This window comes from Flavobacteriales bacterium, from assembly GCA_020635795.1.
Lineage (GTDB): Bacteria > Bacteroidota > Bacteroidia > Flavobacteriales_E > Vicingaceae > Vicingus.
The window spans coordinates 1671024-1688409 of sequence record JACJZD010000001.1; the positions used below are offsets into that span (position 1 = coordinate 1671024).

General features: G+C 32.7%; 17 protein-coding genes. 9 read left to right on the forward strand and 8 right to left on the reverse strand.

All coding sequences use genetic code 11. The annotated features are described in order from the left end of the window. Positions 1 to 50 precede the first annotated feature (50 nt). The 5 genes from H6589_07425 to H6589_07445 all read left to right on the forward strand — a co-directional run bounded on the left by H6589_07425 (position 51) and on the right by H6589_07445 (position 3627). The gene (locus H6589_07425; protein MCB9174423.1) at positions 51 to 416 is read left to right on the forward strand and encodes a four helix bundle protein; all 366 of its coding nucleotides are present in this window, start codon (positions 51 to 53) and stop codon (positions 414 to 416) included. A gap of 38 nt (positions 417 to 454) precedes the next feature. After that, positions 455 to 844 carry a VOC family protein gene (locus H6589_07430; protein ID MCB9174424.1) on the forward strand — a complete coding sequence of 130 codons (390 nt, stop codon included), beginning with the start codon at positions 455 to 457 and terminating at the stop codon, positions 842 to 844. 72 nt (positions 845 to 916) lie between these two features. After that, positions 917 to 1690: an enoyl-CoA hydratase/isomerase family protein gene (locus tag H6589_07435; protein ID MCB9174425.1), complete on the forward strand. Its 774-nt coding sequence runs from the start codon at positions 917 to 919 to the stop codon at positions 1688 to 1690. Positions 1691 to 1786: 96 nt separating this feature from the next. After that, positions 1787 to 2206 (forward strand): hypothetical protein, encoded by a 420-nt coding sequence (locus H6589_07440; GenBank protein ID MCB9174426.1) that lies wholly within the window; start codon positions 1787 to 1789, stop codon positions 2204 to 2206. A 278-nt stretch (positions 2207 to 2484) separates the two neighbouring features. Then, on the forward strand, positions 2485 to 3627 hold the full coding sequence (locus H6589_07445; protein ID MCB9174427.1) for a hypothetical protein: 1143 nt from the start codon (positions 2485 to 2487) through the stop codon (positions 3625 to 3627). Positions 3628 to 3823: 196 nt separating this feature from the next. Here H6589_07445 and H6589_07450 read toward each other — a convergent pair whose 3' ends face one another. The 6 genes from H6589_07450 to H6589_07475 all read right to left on the reverse strand — a co-directional run bounded on the left by H6589_07450 (position 3824) and on the right by H6589_07475 (position 9937). Then, entirely contained in the window at positions 3824 to 5119 is a 1296-nt protein-coding gene (locus tag H6589_07450) for an NADH:ubiquinone reductase (Na(+)-transporting) subunit F (GenBank protein MCB9174428.1), read from the reverse strand. 10 nt (positions 5120 to 5129) lie between these two features. Continuing rightward, positions 5130 to 5744 carry an NADH:ubiquinone reductase (Na(+)-transporting) subunit E gene (gene nqrE, locus H6589_07455; protein MCB9174429.1) on the reverse strand — a complete coding sequence of 205 codons (615 nt, stop codon included), beginning with the start codon at positions 5742 to 5744 and terminating at the stop codon, positions 5130 to 5132. Between the two features lie 22 nt (positions 5745 to 5766). After that, positions 5767 to 6429: an NADH:ubiquinone reductase (Na(+)-transporting) subunit D gene (locus H6589_07460; GenBank protein ID MCB9174430.1), complete on the reverse strand. Its 663-nt coding sequence runs from the start codon at positions 6427 to 6429 to the stop codon at positions 5767 to 5769. Between the two features lie 28 nt (positions 6430 to 6457). Next, positions 6458 to 7357: an NADH:ubiquinone reductase (Na(+)-transporting) subunit C gene (nqrC, locus tag H6589_07465; GenBank protein MCB9174431.1), complete on the reverse strand. Its 900-nt coding sequence runs from the start codon at positions 7355 to 7357 to the stop codon at positions 6458 to 6460. 2 nt (positions 7358 to 7359) lie between these two features. Next, positions 7360 to 8526 carry an NADH:ubiquinone reductase (Na(+)-transporting) subunit B gene (locus tag H6589_07470; GenBank protein ID MCB9174432.1) on the reverse strand — a complete coding sequence of 389 codons (1167 nt, stop codon included), beginning with the start codon at positions 8524 to 8526 and terminating at the stop codon, positions 7360 to 7362. Between the two features lie 61 nt (positions 8527 to 8587). Then, on the reverse strand, positions 8588 to 9937 hold the full coding sequence (locus H6589_07475; GenBank protein ID MCB9174433.1) for a Na(+)-translocating NADH-quinone reductase subunit A: 1350 nt from the start codon (positions 9935 to 9937) through the stop codon (positions 8588 to 8590). 149 nt (positions 9938 to 10086) lie between these two features. On the opposite strand from H6589_07475, the gene H6589_07480 reads away from it, so the two are divergent. Both H6589_07480 and H6589_07485 read left to right on the forward strand, forming a co-directional pair. Next, positions 10087 to 11430 carry a DUF5103 domain-containing protein gene (locus H6589_07480; GenBank protein ID MCB9174434.1) on the forward strand — a complete coding sequence of 448 codons (1344 nt, stop codon included), beginning with the start codon at positions 10087 to 10089 and terminating at the stop codon, positions 11428 to 11430. A gap of 67 nt (positions 11431 to 11497) precedes the next feature. Then, positions 11498 to 12667: a SpoIID/LytB domain-containing protein gene (locus H6589_07485; protein ID MCB9174435.1), complete on the forward strand. Its 1170-nt coding sequence runs from the start codon at positions 11498 to 11500 to the stop codon at positions 12665 to 12667. A gap of 1 nt (position 12668) precedes the next feature. On the opposite strand, the gene H6589_07490 is transcribed toward H6589_07485, so the two are convergent. Beyond that, the gene (locus H6589_07490; GenBank protein ID MCB9174436.1) at positions 12669 to 13940 is read right to left on the reverse strand and encodes a DNA/RNA non-specific endonuclease; all 1272 of its coding nucleotides are present in this window, start codon (positions 13938 to 13940) and stop codon (positions 12669 to 12671) included. A gap of 45 nt (positions 13941 to 13985) precedes the next feature. On the opposite strand from H6589_07490, the gene H6589_07495 reads away from it, so the two are divergent. Further along, positions 13986 to 16109: a ComEC family competence protein gene (locus H6589_07495; GenBank protein ID MCB9174437.1), complete on the forward strand. Its 2124-nt coding sequence runs from the start codon at positions 13986 to 13988 to the stop codon at positions 16107 to 16109. A 4-nt stretch (positions 16110 to 16113) separates the two neighbouring features. Here H6589_07495 and H6589_07500 read toward each other — a convergent pair whose 3' ends face one another. Further along, positions 16114 to 16476 (reverse strand): hypothetical protein, encoded by a 363-nt coding sequence (locus H6589_07500; GenBank protein ID MCB9174438.1) that lies wholly within the window; start codon positions 16474 to 16476, stop codon positions 16114 to 16116. A gap of 162 nt (positions 16477 to 16638) precedes the next feature. Here H6589_07500 and H6589_07505 point away from each other — a divergent pair, with 162 nt between their 5' ends. Beyond that, the gene (locus H6589_07505) at positions 16639 to 17358 is read left to right on the forward strand and encodes a carboxypeptidase-like regulatory domain-containing protein (GenBank protein MCB9174439.1); all 720 of its coding nucleotides are present in this window, start codon (positions 16639 to 16641) and stop codon (positions 17356 to 17358) included. Positions 17359 to 17386: the final 28 nt, after the last annotated feature.

Below are 17386 nucleotides of genomic sequence, written 5' to 3' on the forward strand. Positions count from 1 at the left end.
TAGTAAAAAAAATTCCTATAAACGAAACACTATACACTAAAACAGAAAAAATGGCTTTTTTAGATTATACAAATTTGGATGTATTTAAAGAATGTCGAAGCTTTGTTACAAGCGTATATGAGGTTTCTAAAGGATTCCCAAGTGAAGAAATTTATGGTCTATCAAATCAAGTTAGAAGAGCTTCAATTTCGATATTATCAAATTTAGCTGAAGGAGTTGGAAGAAATCATGTTAAGGATTCTTTGCAATTCTTCTATATTTCAAGAGGCTCTTTATATGAAGTTGATGCCCAACTTTTAATTGCAAGTGATTTAGGTTATATTTCAGAAAATCAATTAAATGAAATACTTTTACAAAGCACTAATTGTAAGAAGTTATTAAATGGTTTTATCAATTACCATAAATCAAAACTCTAAAAACACAAAAAACTATACACGAAAAACTAAACACTAAAATGCTAAATTCACTTACCCCTAACCTAATGGTTAACAATGTAGAAGAAGCCATTGAATACTATACCGATTTATTAGGTTTTACTTTATTAAGAACAGTTCCTGAAAAGGGAAATCCTGATTGGGCGATGATAAAACGAAACGATGTGGTTTTGATGTTTCAATCTGCAAAAAGTTTAAAAGATGAAATGCCAAAATTAAAATCTCAAAAACCTGGAGGTGGTTTAACGTTTTACATTAAGGTAGATAGAATTACAGAACTACACGAAGAATTGGTAGACAATGAAGTAGAAATTATTTCAGATTTAGAAAGTACGTTCTACGATACCATTGAGTTTTCGATAGTAGATTTAAACGGATACATTTTAACATTTTCAGAAGAAAAGATATAGTAACTAGTGTTTAGTGGATTGTGTTTAGATTTTTCTTGACACCAAACACCAAACACCAAACACCAAACACCAATGAATACAGCAACAGAACAAGGAACAGTAGAAATAAACGTAAACGAAAAAGGAATTGCAACCATTGAATTTTTTCATCCTTTGAGTAACTCGTTACCCGGTAAAGTTTTAAACAAACTTGCAGAAACGATTACTGAAGCAGGTAAAAATGATGCAGTTAAGGTAATCATATTAAAATCGAAAGGTGAAAAAGCCTTTTGTGCTGGCGCAAGTTTTGATGAATTAATTTCAATCAACGATTTAGAAACTGGCACCAAGTTTTTCTCAGGTTTTGCTAATGTAATTAATGCTGCACGAAAATGCCCAAAACTGATTATTGGGCGAGTACAAGGCAAAGCTGTTGGTGGTGGTGTAGGTATGGCTAGTGCCGTGGATATTTGTTACGCCACCAAAGGTGCTGCTGTAAAATTAAGCGAGCTGGCTGTAGGTATTGGTCCTTTTGTGGTTGGACCAGCCGTAGAACGAAAAATAGGGACATCGGCAATGAGTATGTTGGCAATAAATGCTACCGAATGGTATAGTGCCGATTGGGCAAAAGAAAAATCGCTTTATGCCGAAACATTTGAAACCATTGAAGAAATGGATACTGCAATAGACGTTTTAGCAAATAAATTAGCAAGCTCTAACCCAGAAGCCATGAGCATGTTAAAAACCATTTTTTGGCAAGGAACAGAACATTGGGATACTTTACTAATTGAACGTGCTGGCATGAGTGGAAAATTAGTTTTATCTGATTTTACGCGAAATGCGATAAATGCTTTTAAAGCGAAGTAATAACATGTTAAATAACATGACTAGCCCTGACAAATGTCAGGGCTTTTTTGTTTTTTGGGGTATAACTTTATGATATAAACCAATAAAACAAAAACTATGAGTCAAACAATTGAAATTAATCAAGGTGAAATTAAAGTGAATTTTAAAACTCCTACAAGTGGGAAAGTATCGTTTAAAGATCTTGGATTGAAAAACGAAGATTTAATATCGGAGAGTGGATTGGTAAGAATGGTCTTCGATTTTGAAGGGATTGGAGAACATAATTATTATCAAGTACCTACCATTAGTATTGCTTACAAAGAAGAAATGGGTGAAACACACTGGCAATGCGATTTTAATGGTGAAACCATTTTAGATAAAACCGACCATCACGGACATTCAACCGTTATTTTGTTAAACAGAACAAAATTGAGTAGTTTAGAACACCACCACCAAAATGTTTTGGTATTGCATGGTGAGTTTCCAAAACCAGCTCATTTAATTGCAGAAGATTCGTTTATTACCTTCTTTTCTTAAGAAATAAGCACACTATAAAAAAGCTCTAACAAAAATGTTGGAGCTTTTTTATTTTCTGTACTTTTAATGACAACAACTAATTACAATTATTTACAAACGACTACAAATAATTACAAATGGACTTGCGTTTAGCCGCATGTTAGCCATAATTTCAGAAACGACCTGCAAACCAAGAAAATATGAAGTACAAACTGATAATATTAGGATTATTAATAAGCTTAACTGGATTTACTCAGACAATTGAACAACTTGAATTAAAGCTGAGACATACACCAATCTTGAAACTTGATTCAGTAAAACTGATTTGTAATCAGATTTTTAAACTGGATAAATACAATGAATCAGCTATTGATTATTTAATGGAATCATATCGGTATCAAACCGATGATTCACCAGAGCTATTGTTTTTTAGTGGTCGTGAAAAGTCCGATATTGATACTACAATAAATTACACAGATTCAATTAATACCTTCTTTCAAAATTTGGTTGAAAGTGATAAATCCAATCCAATTCCATTGATATTGGAGGCTAAGTATAAATTTGGCAGAACATTTCCTTCGGATTCCAATAAGATTGCCCCGTTAGAGAAAGCCTTACAGCTTGACAAGGGAAATATTGAAGCAAACTTTTTATTAGGACAAACATACTATTTCATATTTATTGACGAGTTTAAAAAAGACTCAAATAATTCTAACTTGGAAGAATTAGCATCTAAGTCTTTAAACAGATTGGAGCAATCTTTTATTTTGGATAGCACAAAAAGAGAACTATTAAGGTATCCATTGATACAGTTAGCAAATTATTTAGGAGATTCTCAAAAAATAAAGGAATACAAAACTTACAAAGTTCACTCTGATTTATATTTCCCTTTAAAATCTTTAGGTACTTTTAGCGATGATTGGAATTTAAATTATACGATAAATATAATGCAAGAAATAGATTTGGCTTTATTCGTTAATAATTGGTATTCGAGTCAACTTAGAGCAATGAGCGAACCTATTTTGTGCAAAGATTATTCAGTAGATAACTCATACAGATTTACATGGTTAAGAACATTTCACAACCCGATTGCTGTTCGTATAGATAATAACAATGGGCAGATTCTATTGACATGGAAAGAGTGTGATGGTGCAGGGGGATATGAGCCTGGTAAAATCATAGTGGATAAACAAAAGAAAATATCAGAAGCTAAATGGCAAGAATTTCAAAAAATGATTTCACAGATTGATTTTTGGAAAATGCCATCAACATCAAATGAGATTCTTGGAACTGATGGTGCACAATGGATTCTTGAAGGAATCAATGAAGGAAAATATCATGTAACTGATAGGTGGACTCCACGAGGTTCTGATTATGCAAAATGTTGTGAGTATCTAATTGAACTTACGGACATCAAGATTAAAGAAAAAGAGAAATACTAATAAAAAACTATGGCTAACAATGTGTCATACGTAATGGCGGGGAAAGTAGTAAATATCAAGGTTTGCAGCTCGCATCAATTCCATTTCGGTTTGATAGCGAGAAGCTCCGAAGTCCGCCACTACGCATACACTCAACGTTAAACCCATAAAAAAAGCTCAACAAATGTTGAGCTTTTTTATATTAATTTGAGGATGCTTATCCACCAAAATCATCAAAACGAACATTTTCTTTTGGTACACCCCATTGATCGCACATGTTAACCACGGCGTTGTTCATCATTGGAGGTCCACAGAAATAAAATTCAATATCTTCTGGAGCATCGTGTTTACTTAAATATTGGTCAATTACCACTTGGTGCACAAACCCAACAAAACCATCTCCTTCATCATTGGTGTCTTTCATCACTTTCCAATTATCTGATTCTAATGGCTCAGACAATACCAAGTAAAATTTAAAGTTTGGAAAATCTCTCTCTAAATCTCTAAAATAGTGAATGTAAAACAACTCTCCTTTTGAACGACCACCATACCAATAAGTAACTTTACGACCTGTTTTTAATGTTTTAAACAACTCGTACAAGTGCGAACGCATTGGAGCCATACCAGCACCACCACCAATATAAAGCATTTCAGCATCCGACTCATTAATAAAGAACTCTCCGTAAGGTCCTGAAATGATAGCTTTATCGCCAACTTTTAAATTAAAGATGTACGAAGAAGCAATACCCGGATTTACATCCATCCAGCCATTTTTAGCTCTATCGAAAGGAGGTGTAGCAACACGTACATTCAACATAATTTTTCTTCCTTCAGCAGGGTAAGAAGCCATAGAATAAGCTCTAACTACTTCCTCGTCATTTTTCATTACCAAAGGCCATAGGTTAAATTTATCCCAATCTGCTTTAAATTTATCTGGCTCTCCCGGATGATCTTGAGGATGTGCAGTAATATCCATGTCCTTATAGTTAACCGTACATGCAGGTATTTTAATTTGTATATAACCACCTGCCTTGTAGTTCATGTCTTCTGGTATTTCAACAATAAACTCTTTAATAAACGTAGCCACGTTATAGTTAGAAACAACAGTTGCTTCCCACTCTTTAATACCCAAAATTTCTTCGTGGATATGAATATCCATGTCTTCTTTTACCTTAACCTGACAACCTAAACGGTAATTTTCGGCTATTTCCTTTCTTGTAAAGTTTGGAATCTCTGTTGGAAGAATACTTCCACCTCCACTATTCACTTGACAAACACATTGAATACATGTTCCACCACCACCACAAGCAGATGGCAAAAAGATACCTTCGTTACCTAATGTCGACAGTAAAGTTCCTCCACCATCAACTTCAATCACTTTATCATGGTTAATCGTAATTTTTATTTTGCCCGATGGCATTAATTTAGCCTTAGCAAAAAGTAAAATACTTACTAATGCTAAAACAACAATTAAAAAAACTACTATGGTTATTAATATTACGCTAGTATCCATATCTCAAATATTAAAGTTCAAATCCTAAAAATCCTAAAAATGCTAATCCCATTAATCCTGTAAGGATAAAAGCCATACCTACTCCTTTTATTGGACCAGGAATGTGGGAATACTTAATTTTTTCTCTAATTGCAGCAATTAACACAATGGCTAAGAACCATCCAAATCCAGAACCTACACCATATACTGTAGCTTCGCCAACATTAGAGAATTGTTTTTGTTGCATAAATAATGATGCTCCTAAAATAGCACAGTTTACTGCAATAAGTGGTAAGAAAATACCTAATGCCCCGTACAAAGCAGGAGAAAACTTTTCAACCAACATTTCTACCAATTGTACAATAGATGCAATAACAGCAATAAACATAATAAAACTCAAAAAGCTTAAATCTACATCAGCATACTCAGCACCTAACCAAGATAAAGCACCCTCTTTAAGTACATAGGTTTCTAACAAATAATTGACTGGTACGGTAACCAACAATACAAAAATTACTGCTGCACCTAAACCTACTGCAGTTTTTACCGATTTTGAAACTGCCAAATATGAACACATTCCTAAGAAGAAGGTGAAAATCATATTTTCTATGAAGGCACTTTTTATAAATAAATTAACTAATTCCATTTCTTTATAGTATTAAAACTTATTATTCTCCAATTAATTGAGGGTTTCTTGCTTTCTGAACCCAAATGTATATTGCCACAATAAACAACGATGACGGAGGCAATAACATTAATCCGTTATTCATATAGCCCATATCAAAAACTGCATCTGGTAACAATTGCAATTTACCTAAACCCGGTATGGTTAAAAACCCTGACCCGAAAACCTCTTTAAAAAACGCAACAACAACTAAAACCAAACCATAACCTAATCCGTTACCTATACCATCTAAAGCAGACGCCCAAGGCTTGTTTCCTAAAGCAAATGCTTCTAAACGTCCCATAATAATACAGTTGGTAATAATTAAACCAACAAATACCGATAATGATTTAGAAACATCATATACATAAGCTTTAAGAATTTGGTCAACACAAATAACCAAAAATGCTACAACCACAAGCTCAACAATAATTCTAATTCTACTGGGGATAATGTTTCTCATTAAAGAGATTACTACGTTACCTAAAGTAGTTACTGCCAACACAGCAATAGACATGATAAGTGCATTATCCATTTGAACCGTTACAGCCAATGCTGAACATATACCCAATACCTGAATAGTAACAGGATTGATGGTGTTTAATGGCTCTGTAATTAACTTTCTATTTTTCTTTGAAAATAGAGACTCTTTTTTTGCTTCGCTCATAATTAATCTAATTTACTTTTGCGATTTATTAATTTATTGAATCATTTACACTAACTAGTGTTGAATCACTCACAACAATTTCTTCGGTAACTACTTCTTCTGGTTGATTTCCAGCAAACTCAGGATTGCTCTTAAAAAAATTGTAGTAAACCACTAAATTTCTTTTTAACATTTCTTGAACACCAACACCAGTAAACGTTGCTCCACTAATCCCATCAACTTGGTGCTCGTTTAATGTAGCCCCTGGTTTTAATACATTAACTGATGTAAATTCGTTATCGTTAGCTATTAACTTACCAATGTATTGATCTTGAAACCAATCTTCTTTAATTTTAGAACCTAACCCAGGTGTTTCACCTTTGTGGTCGAATACAGAACCGTTAATGGTTTTAAAGTCAGATTTAATACACACATAACCCCAAATATCATCCCACAAACCTTTACCACTTGCTGATAACACAAAATATTTTTCACCATTGTGTTCGCAAACAAAAATTGGGAAATGGATATCTTGAGATTTTTTTAATTCTTCAACCAACAAATCAGCATTTCCTTTTGTTTTGTTCATTATTGGTTTAATAAATTTAGAATACTCTTTTCTTAAATCAATGTTAAAAGCATCTAATTTATCTTTTGGGTCAATGGGGTCATTCACCGACTTATCACTTAAAATTTCACCATTGTAATTAATGGTTAATCTTCTTGTAATAAAATTAGGAAATGCTTTCCCTGCTTCATCCCTTGAAATACCTTTTGTTTCATCAATACCAATAGCTTGAAGAATGTTTTGCATCTTCTCATTATCAACATTGGCTTGCTGAACTGGTTTTAAGCTCATTGAAATAAAAGCCAATAAACCACCAACAATTACTACCATTATAATGGCAAAAGTTATTGTATATCCGTTACTTTCTCTGTTAATAGCCATAATTATGCTGTTTTTATTCTTTTTAATCTTTTCTTAATATTTGCTGAAACCACCATGTTATCAATTAATGGAGCAAACACATTACCTAAAAGTATAGCCAACATTACACCTTCAGGGTAAGCTGGATTAGCAACTCTTATTAAAATTGCCATCATACCTATAAACAATCCATAAACAATTTTACCAATATTGGTCTGAGAAGCAGTAACTGGGTCGGTAGCCATAAAAACAGCACCAAAAGCAAAACCACCTAACATTAAGTGATGTAAAGCTGGTACTTGTGAATAAACTGATGTACCTAATGCATTAAATGCTAACCCTGTTAAAAGACCACCAACACACATCGACAACATTATTCTTAAACTTCCTATACCTGTAATCACTAATATTAATGCACCTAAACCAATTGCAATTACAGACGTTTCGCCAATAGAACCTGGTATAAAGCCAATAATAGATTCCATCATACTTGGTATAGCTTCTACTCCACCTTGAACTGCATTACCAAGAGGTGTAGCTCCAGAAAAACCATCAACAGCTTTTCCATCACCTAAACTCACCCAAACTTGGTCTCCCGACATTTTTGTTGGATAAGCAAAGAATAAAAAAGCTCTAGCTACTAAAGCCACGTTCACCACGTTCATACCTGTTCCACCAAATACTTCTTTACCAATAACTACAGCAAAAATAGTAGCAACTGCAACCATCCACAATGGCACATCAACTGGCATAATCAACGGAATTAACATTCCCGACACCAAAAACCCTTCATGAATTGCATGTTTTTTAACCGCTGCAAAAATAAATTCAACTCCTAAACCTGCTGCATACGAAACTATTACTATTGGCAACACCTGAATAGCTCCGTAGATAAATTTATCCCAAAACATGGAACAAACATTATCCCCTAAAGCCACTTCGCCAAGAGCTAAAAAATGTTGATGTCCAACATTGTATATACCAAATAATAAAGCTGGAACTAACGCCAAAACAACCATAATCATGGTTCTTTTTAAATCTATACCATCTTTAATGTGAGTACCGTTGTGACTTGTATGTCCAGGAACGAACAAAAACGTGTACATTCCATCCCAAACCGTATGAGCTATAGGAAATTTCCCATCAGCTTTAGGTTTGATTTTTTGCATGAATTTTTCTAATGCTTCCATTTTTTAGTTTCTTGTTTCTTATTTCTTGTTTTTGGTTGCTTGTTTCTAGTTTTTGCAACTATTAACTACATTCTTTTTTAACCAAATTTAAAGCTTCTCTTACTACCTTTTGTGTTTCTATTTTTGATGTACAACCGTACTCACACAAAGCAAAATCTTCTGGAGCTACTTCGTAAACTCCTAATTTTTCCATGTTGTCAATATCTTCTGTAATCATTGCTTTTAACAAATACACTGGGTAAATGTCCATTGGAAAAACCTTTTCATATTCACCAGTCATCACAAAAGCTCTTTCCTCACCATTCATATTGGTGTTTAAGTCATATTCTTTATTTGGTGTTAACCACGAGAAGAATGTTCTTGATAAACTGAATTTATCAAAACCTGGAGCTATCCAACCAAAAAATTGATTGTTTCCACCTTCTGGAATTACGGATAATTGATAATCGTAATAACCTAAATGACCATTTTCACTAATTTGAGTTCCTGTTAAAGGATTTCCACTAATGTATCTTCCGCCCTCTTCAACATTACCATTAATAATGTCTGATATATTTGCCCCTAAAACAGTTCTAACATATTTTGGAGATTTTACTTTTGAGCCAACAAATGCAACAGTTCTAGACGCATCGTATTTACCCTCTTTAAATAATCTACCTATAGTTAAAACATCTAAGGCTCTTAATGTCCAAATTACTTCTCCTTTGTTTACTGGGTCGATATGGTGTGCCTGAATTCCAACATTACCTGCTGGATGTGGACCTGATACTCTATTGATTTGAACATTTTTTGCATTGGTAAATACTTCATCAGGGTTATCGTTTCCATTTACATTTAAATGAACTTTACCTTCAGTTAATTTAGCCAAAGCATTTAATCCTAATTGAAATATTTCAGCTTGTCCGTGAACAATAAAACCATAATCTGGAGCCAACGGCGCAGTATCTAGAGCCGTGATATGAATCGCTTTTGGTTTGTCGTTAGGGTTAGCTATAACATCGTAAGGTCGTTGACGAATTAAAGGCCAAACACCACTTTTCAATAGATTTTCTAAAACTTCTTCTTTTGATAATGAACTTGGGTCAGCTTGTTTAAACGATTCGAACGAATTCTGACCATCAGCTTTCACCTTAATTTCAACAATTCTTCTTTTTTCTGCTCTGTTAATTTCGGTAACTTCACCACTAATTGGCGAAGTAAACTTGATTTTATCGTTTTCTTTATCAAAAAACAATGGTGTTCCAGCTTTAACTTTATCGCCAACTTTGGCAATAAGTTTTGGTATTAATGTTGGAAAATCACCTGGTTTTAATACAATTTCAGAAACATTGGCAGGGTTTGTGTAAAGCTTTTCGGCAGCACCTTTTAGTTTGATGTTTGCACCTTTACGAATTTTTATTTCTTTTGACATGTGTCAGTATTTATAAAATCTGGCAACAAATTTATAAATTTGAATCACCAAATCAAGTATTTTTAAAGAAAAATATCACAATTTTGATAGGGAAGTTTTAATCATCGTTCAATCAGGTTATTTTACTGATAAACAAATAAATTATAGCATTGAAAAAAATCAACATTCTAGTTTTCATTATCGGATTCTCCATTTCTTCGTATGGAAAAAATCCTTTATCTACTAATAAAGTTCAACCAAATGATACGTTAGACGAGTATACTCAAAAGAATTTTGTAAGAAATGACGATTATACTTACAATAAAAACATTAAATCTGTTCAGTTTTACAACACTTCTAACATTATGAGTTATCCCATTATTACCTTGGGCGACCCTAACAAACTAAAGATTTCTTTTGATGATTTTGGTCTTGAATTAAAATACTATCACTACACCATTATTCATTGCAACGCCAATTGGGAAAAATCTGACCTTAGACAAAACCAATATTTAGCCTACAACTACGAAGATGACATTAAAAACTATAAATATTCGTTAAATACCGACAATCAATTTATTCATTATAGCATCGAACTCCCCAACGAGTTTATTAGTCCAATTATATCAGGCAATTATATTTTAAAGGTTTATGATGGCTATGATACCGAAAAAGTTATTATTACCAAACGTTTTATGGTTGCAGAAAATAAGGTTGAAATAACTCATGCTGTTAAAGAAGCGACCAATGTAATGGAGCGTTTTTCTAGACAAGAAATAGATTTTAAAATAGACCATAAAAATGTACAAATACAAAACCCTTACGAACAAGTAAAAGTGGTGTTGATGCAAAACTACCGTTGGGATAATGCCATAACAGGGTTAAAACCTCGATATGTGAATGGCTCGTTGCTCGATTACAATTATGAAGAAGAAAATGTTTTTGATGGCTCAAACGAATTTAGAAATTTTGACATGAAATCATTAATGTTTCAAAGCATTAATGTTAAGCGTATGCAGTATGAACAAAAAGACAAACGTGTTCACATTTATTTGGTTGATGACGAAAGCCGAGCATACAAACGCTATCTCTCCTCGCCAGATTTGAACGGTAATTTTTTAATAAAACGTGATGAAAGCATTACAGATTCTGACATTGAAGCTAACTATGTTAAAGTTCATTTTTCGTTAAAACAATACCCTCAATTAAAAGACGGAACTGTTTACATTTTTGGAAAATTAACTGACTGGAAATTTAAAGAAGAGTTTAAAATGAGTTATGATACTCTTAACAACACCTACGAGCAAGTGGTTTTATTGAAACAAGGGTATTACAACTACATGTATTGCGTGGTAAAAGATGGAGCTAAAAATAAAGGTGATTTAACTACTTATGAAGGGTCGTTTTTTGAAACCGAAAATGACTATTCCATTTTAGTTTATTACCGAAACCCAACACTCTTTTACGATGAATTGATTGGTATAAAAACATTTAATTCGGTTAAACGTAATTAAACGCCACTTGTGAATAAGTGTTTTTATTAGTCAATAAACCCCAAGCTAAGAACCCTATTTTTGTGTTGTGAAATTATCTAGGATACTACTTTTTTTCATTATTGCATTTTCTTCTGTTTTAGCCAAAGCAGAAGTGTTAAACATTGGTGTTTTAGCCAATAAAAAAGTTACCTCTTTTATTTTTTCACCTCAAGTTGGTAGCTACAACATTTACACCGAAAACGGCAAACTTTTAGAAATATCAATTGAAGATATTGTACAACTCTCCTACTCTAATAACAATATAACTTTAAAAACCTTAGACAAGGATTTAGGTAGCTTTAAAAAGGTTAAGTTTATTGGTACGTCTTGGAGAAATTCGTTTAAAATTAAAACAAACAAACCTGAGGGTAAAATCACTTTTTATGAAGATAATTTATTGGTGAGTATCAATAATTATTACAACCAACTTACCTTAATTAATAATGTTGATATTGACAATTATGTTGGTGGCGTGGTTGAGTCGGAAGTAGGAAGAAGTCCGCCTGCAGAATACTTTAAACTACAAGCCATTATTTGCAGAACCTATGCATTAAAAAACATTGACAGACACCAGCCCGAAGGGTTTAGTTTGTGCGACCAAGTGCATTGCCAAGCTTATAATGGACAACCAAAATCGATAATTATAAAGGAAGCTGCCATTGCAACTAAAAACATAGTAATTGTAGATAGCGACATTAATTTAATTACCGCTACATTCTACTCCAATTGTGGCGGACAAACTGCTAACTCGGAAGATGTTTGGCGACAAAGCGTGTATTATTTACGTTCGGTAACCGATACCTTTTGTAGAAAAGAGAACAATGCCATTTGGACAAAAAAGATACCTAAAACCGATTGGATAAACTACCTTACCGATAAACACAACCACCCAAAAGAAGAGCTTTACCAAGAATGTGGTTTAGATTATTTTCAATGCCGACGCGAACAGCATTTTGAAAACCAAAACATTAAAATACCGTTTGTTGATTTACGAAAAGACTGGAATTTAAAATCGGCTTTGTTTGATGTGGTAGCCACCGACAACGAAATTATTTTACAAGGTAAAGGCTACGGGCATGGCGTTGGATTATGCCAAGAAGGTGCTATGCGTATGGCAAAGCTAGGCTACTCGTATGCCGAAATTTTACATTTTTACTACAAAGATGTACACATGATTGATTTACAAGCTTTGGATTTTTTTAAGGAAGATTTTTAGATTACTCAATAATCATTATCATTTTTCCTTCCTGATGTACTTCTACCACATTTTCTTTTTCAATTATCATGGTAGGTATACCATCAAAATCGGTCACTTTTCCTTTTACTTTTATTTCTTGTCCATCAAATTCAGTTAAAGGGTCGTAACTAAAGTTAGGGATGTCTTTTGCCCAAATTACTACAGTAAAAATTTGATTGGGGTAGCTTTTATCTAAATTAAAAAACAAGTGTCCTCCTTTGGTTTTTCTAGAATTTACTACTGTACCTTGTACTGTTATAGCTTTACCTGATTTCATATGGTTTTTAGCAACAACAGTATTAAAAACTCCAGGAGGCAAAGTGGCCTGTGATAAAGGTTTTACATCGTTTTTTTGTTTTTCGGGCAACCAATCCGTAATAATTTTTTGATCTTCTAAAAACTCTTCTATTGAATCGTTTAGTTGATAATAAAAATTAATACCCGTTACTTTTTCTATTTCATTGATAGAAACTGCATAAGAAGAAATGGGGTATTCTAATTTTTTGTTGGGCATAACAAAACCAATAGCTCTATTGTTGGTTAAATCCACTGCTACTTTGTAATAAAACTCTGGCAAGCTAACTTTATTCGGGCTACGTTCAACTTTGGGTAGCGTATCATACAAAACAGGACCAGTAACCATGTAAAGCTGAACATCTGGATTACTGACAATATACTCTCTAAACATCCCTTCTAAATCTGCCCATTTACCCCTATTAAACTGTGGTTCTTGTGGCGACATGTTGGAATAATAAAACGATTCAGACAAAGCTTTTTTCGACCATTTAAAATCTGCCGAAGGTGCTAAATGACCTCTATCGTAACCATAACCGTCGTATTTGTATTTTCCGTTGGCTTGTTTGGTTTTTAAAAAGAAATCTTCATCATTAGTACTACCCGTTTTGATTAATGGGTCTGGTCTAAAATTATTCGACCTACTTTCAGTTCCATTAACAATGTCAGGCAAAATAATGTGAGCGACCCATTTGGCTTGTTCGTGTTTTTCGGCATAAACCAAACACATGGCAGAGTGGCAAATAATTTCTTCGTCAGGACTTGTTTCTGGAACACCAATCTTGGCTAAATCTTCTCGAATTTTTTCGAGTTTTAGTTCATTGAGTTGTTCAACTAATTGGGCATTTTTTTCGCCAACCAACTCCAACTCTTTTTCGAGTTTGTCAATTTTTTCTTGCGTAGTTTGTGCAAAAAGTAAAAACGGAATAAAGTATAAAAGGATAAGAAAAACTCGCATTGAAATTGTTTTATTTATTCAAAAATACAATAAATTAGCCGAACCATGAATCGGTTGAATCAACTTCCATTATTGCGATTATTAATTCCTTTTATTGTTGGAATAATTTGTGCCGTTTACTTTTCCTTTCGACAAGATGTTGCATTGTATTTGTTCGCACTTTTCTTTGTCAGCTATTTGGTTTTGACTACGATAAAAAAGATTAATTCGAACTATAAATTACGTTGGCTTTTCGGGGTTCATATTTATAGCTTATTTTTCTTATTAGGCATTGTTATAACTCAATTAAAAACTACCAATCAACCAACATTAACAAACCTAAATAATCAACTTGTAATTGGCGAAATTGCAGAACCACCTGCAAAAAAGGATAAAATAGTTAAATGTGTGCTAGAAGTTAAAGGGGCAAAAACCAATGAAAATTGGACTAGCATTGAGGGCAAAACCATTTTGTTTATTGAAAAAGATAGCTTAGCCGAAAGTTTACAAGTGGGCGATTTAATCTCTTTTCAACCCGATTTTAAAGATGTACCTGAACCAAAAAACCCACTAGAGTTCGATTACAAAAAATATTTATCGTTTCACTTAATTAAACAACAAGCCTTTTTAAAAACTAACAATTGGACACTAATCAACCAACACGAAACCTTCGATATGTTTGTTTATGCTGATAAATTAAGGCAGCAATTAATTGCAAATTTGCAAAAATTTGGATTAACCAACAATGAACTTGGAGTTGCTTCAGCATTAATTTTAGGTTATAAAAACAACATTGAAGCACAATTAAAAAGTGCTTATTCTAGTGCTGGAGCTATGCATGTTTTAGCAGTTTCAGGCTTACATGTTGGCATCGTATTTATGATTTTTAACGTGTTGCTTAACTTCTTAGATAAAATCAAATACGGTTCATTAATAAAAGGGCTTTTGTTAGTTCTCATATTATGGTTTTATGCGTTAATTACAGGTTTATCCCCATCAGTTTTAAGGTCAGCCTCTATGTTTAGTTTTGTTATTGTTGGCAAAGCGTTTAATCGTAACTCGAATTTTTTTAATACACTTTCACTTTCTGCTTTGTGTTTATTGGTTTACGACCCATTTTTAATTTTTGATGTGGGTTTTCAATTATCATACACAGCAGTTGCTGGAATTGTTTTAATACAACCTTGGTTTGATTCTTTTTACGAACCTAAAAATTGGCTTGCCAAATATATTTGGGGTTTAATTACAGTTTCAATAGCTGCTCAAATTGCCACTTTTCCATTGGGTTTGTATTATTTTCATCAATTCCCAAATTACTTTTTGCTTTCCAATTTAATTGTGATTCCTTTAGCCTTGTTTATTTTAGTTCTAGGCTTAACTACTTTAGCTTTCAGCTTTATTCCTCAAGTTGCTATTTATTTAGGATTGGGTTTAAAATGGGTGGTATTTTCACTCAATTGGTCGGTAACAACTATCGATAAACTACCTTTTTCGGTTACCAACCAAATTAAATTTACCATTACAGATACCATTTTAATTTACCTCATTATTACATCCATTATATTGCTAATTGCTTATCGTAAATTTTATTATTTTTTGATGTTTAGCTTCTTAACAATCGGACTACTTTCATTAACAGCTTACGACAAATACCATTTATTAAATCAACGAAAATTTATTGTTTATAATATCCCGAAACATACTGCCATTAATTTTATTGATGGTGATGACAATATTTTGGTGACGGATGAAAAACTTCACAAAACCAAAAACAAATTAATGTTTCATGTGCAAAACAATTGGATAGACAAAGGTGTGGAAACGGAGAAAATTGTAAATATTGAGCAATTAAAGAAAACACATTTGCTATCCAACATCTATAAAATTGACAATAAAAACCTTTTTACAAAAAACAATTACTTTCAATTTTACAACAAGCAAGTGGCTATAGTTGACAACAACATTATACCCTTTAGACCGACTAATAAAATACAAGTAGATTATTTGATTTGGACAAAAAACTGTAGATTAACTTTAAACCAAATTAATACAATGGTCAATTTTAAGTTTTTAATTATTGATTCTTCTAATTCAAATTACACCAATACTAAATTGGTAAATGAAGCCGAACAATTAAACGTGGTTTATTGGTCAATTCTAAAACAAGGTGCTTTTAGCATTGATGTTTAATCTCTTATTCAGGCATACCACCGTTAAGCCACATTTGCAGCGTATCTTTAACTGGTTGAGACAGACTAGCGGCAATTGGCATTCTTGTAGGATTTTCATCAATAACTCTTGCTTTAATCCTTCCGTTCAAGCCTTGTTGTTTCACTTCATTGTAGTTGGTTAAAAAAGGTGAAATACCTATACCAGAAGCAGAATGACAGGCAGCACAATTATCATCCATCAGCTTTTTAACAAAGTTGGTATAAGTAATTGAAGTAGTAACAACAGTATCTTGGGTTGATGATCCTGATTTTGGTAAAGGTAAAGGCTCTTGTGAGTTGTAAACACAAGAACTAAACATTAACAATATAGCAACTACTCTTATCAACTTTTCTCTCAATAGATAATCAAAATTACGGAAAGATAGTCGTCAACTCAACTATATAAACAGTTTTCATTCAAAAACATTTATATTTTTTTAACGTTTAGAAAAATTAATAATAGATACTTTTGAAAGGTGATTTACAATAAAAAAGCGAATTTATTTATTTTGTTTTGTTTAACAACTCAACTTGCTTTTGCTCAATTCGATAAAATTGAAATCAGTTCCAAAATATTAACTGAGAAAGACTCAACTTCTGTTGGTTTTGTTCACATCATAAATCTAACAACGAATCATGGTGTTATAAGTGATTATAATGGTCAATTTAGCTTTACTGTAAACTCAACCGACACATTAAGGTTTTCAATCATAGGGTATGAAACATTATTTATACAGGCTAAGTATATTGCTAGCAATATTTATCTCAAACCAAAAAATTATGAACTAGATGAATATACAGTGATACCTTATAAAGATTACGAGGAGTTTAAAGAAGCCTTTATTAATTTATTTATACCAGATACAACACAACAAATAAACCCTCATATTTTTATGTTCGATAACGATTTGTTTTTATATCGAGGAAATAATGGTTTTGGAATTATAATAGAAGGTGGTATTTCGAAATTATATGACTATTTAAGCAAACAAGGAAGAAGCAAAATACGTTATGAAGAATTGTTAGCTAGAGATCGATTTAAAGCGTTCTTATCTACTAAATTTAACAATTTGGTTGTTACCAATGCAACTGGCTTAACTGATAAATTGGAAGTAGAAAAGTTTATGATTTATTGTGATTTTTCCGATGGATTTATTTCAAAATCGAATGATTATGAAATAATTAAAGAAATACAAGATTGCTTTAAAGAGTATAAATCTAATCCATAAAAAAAAGCCGAAGATTTTATTTTCGGCT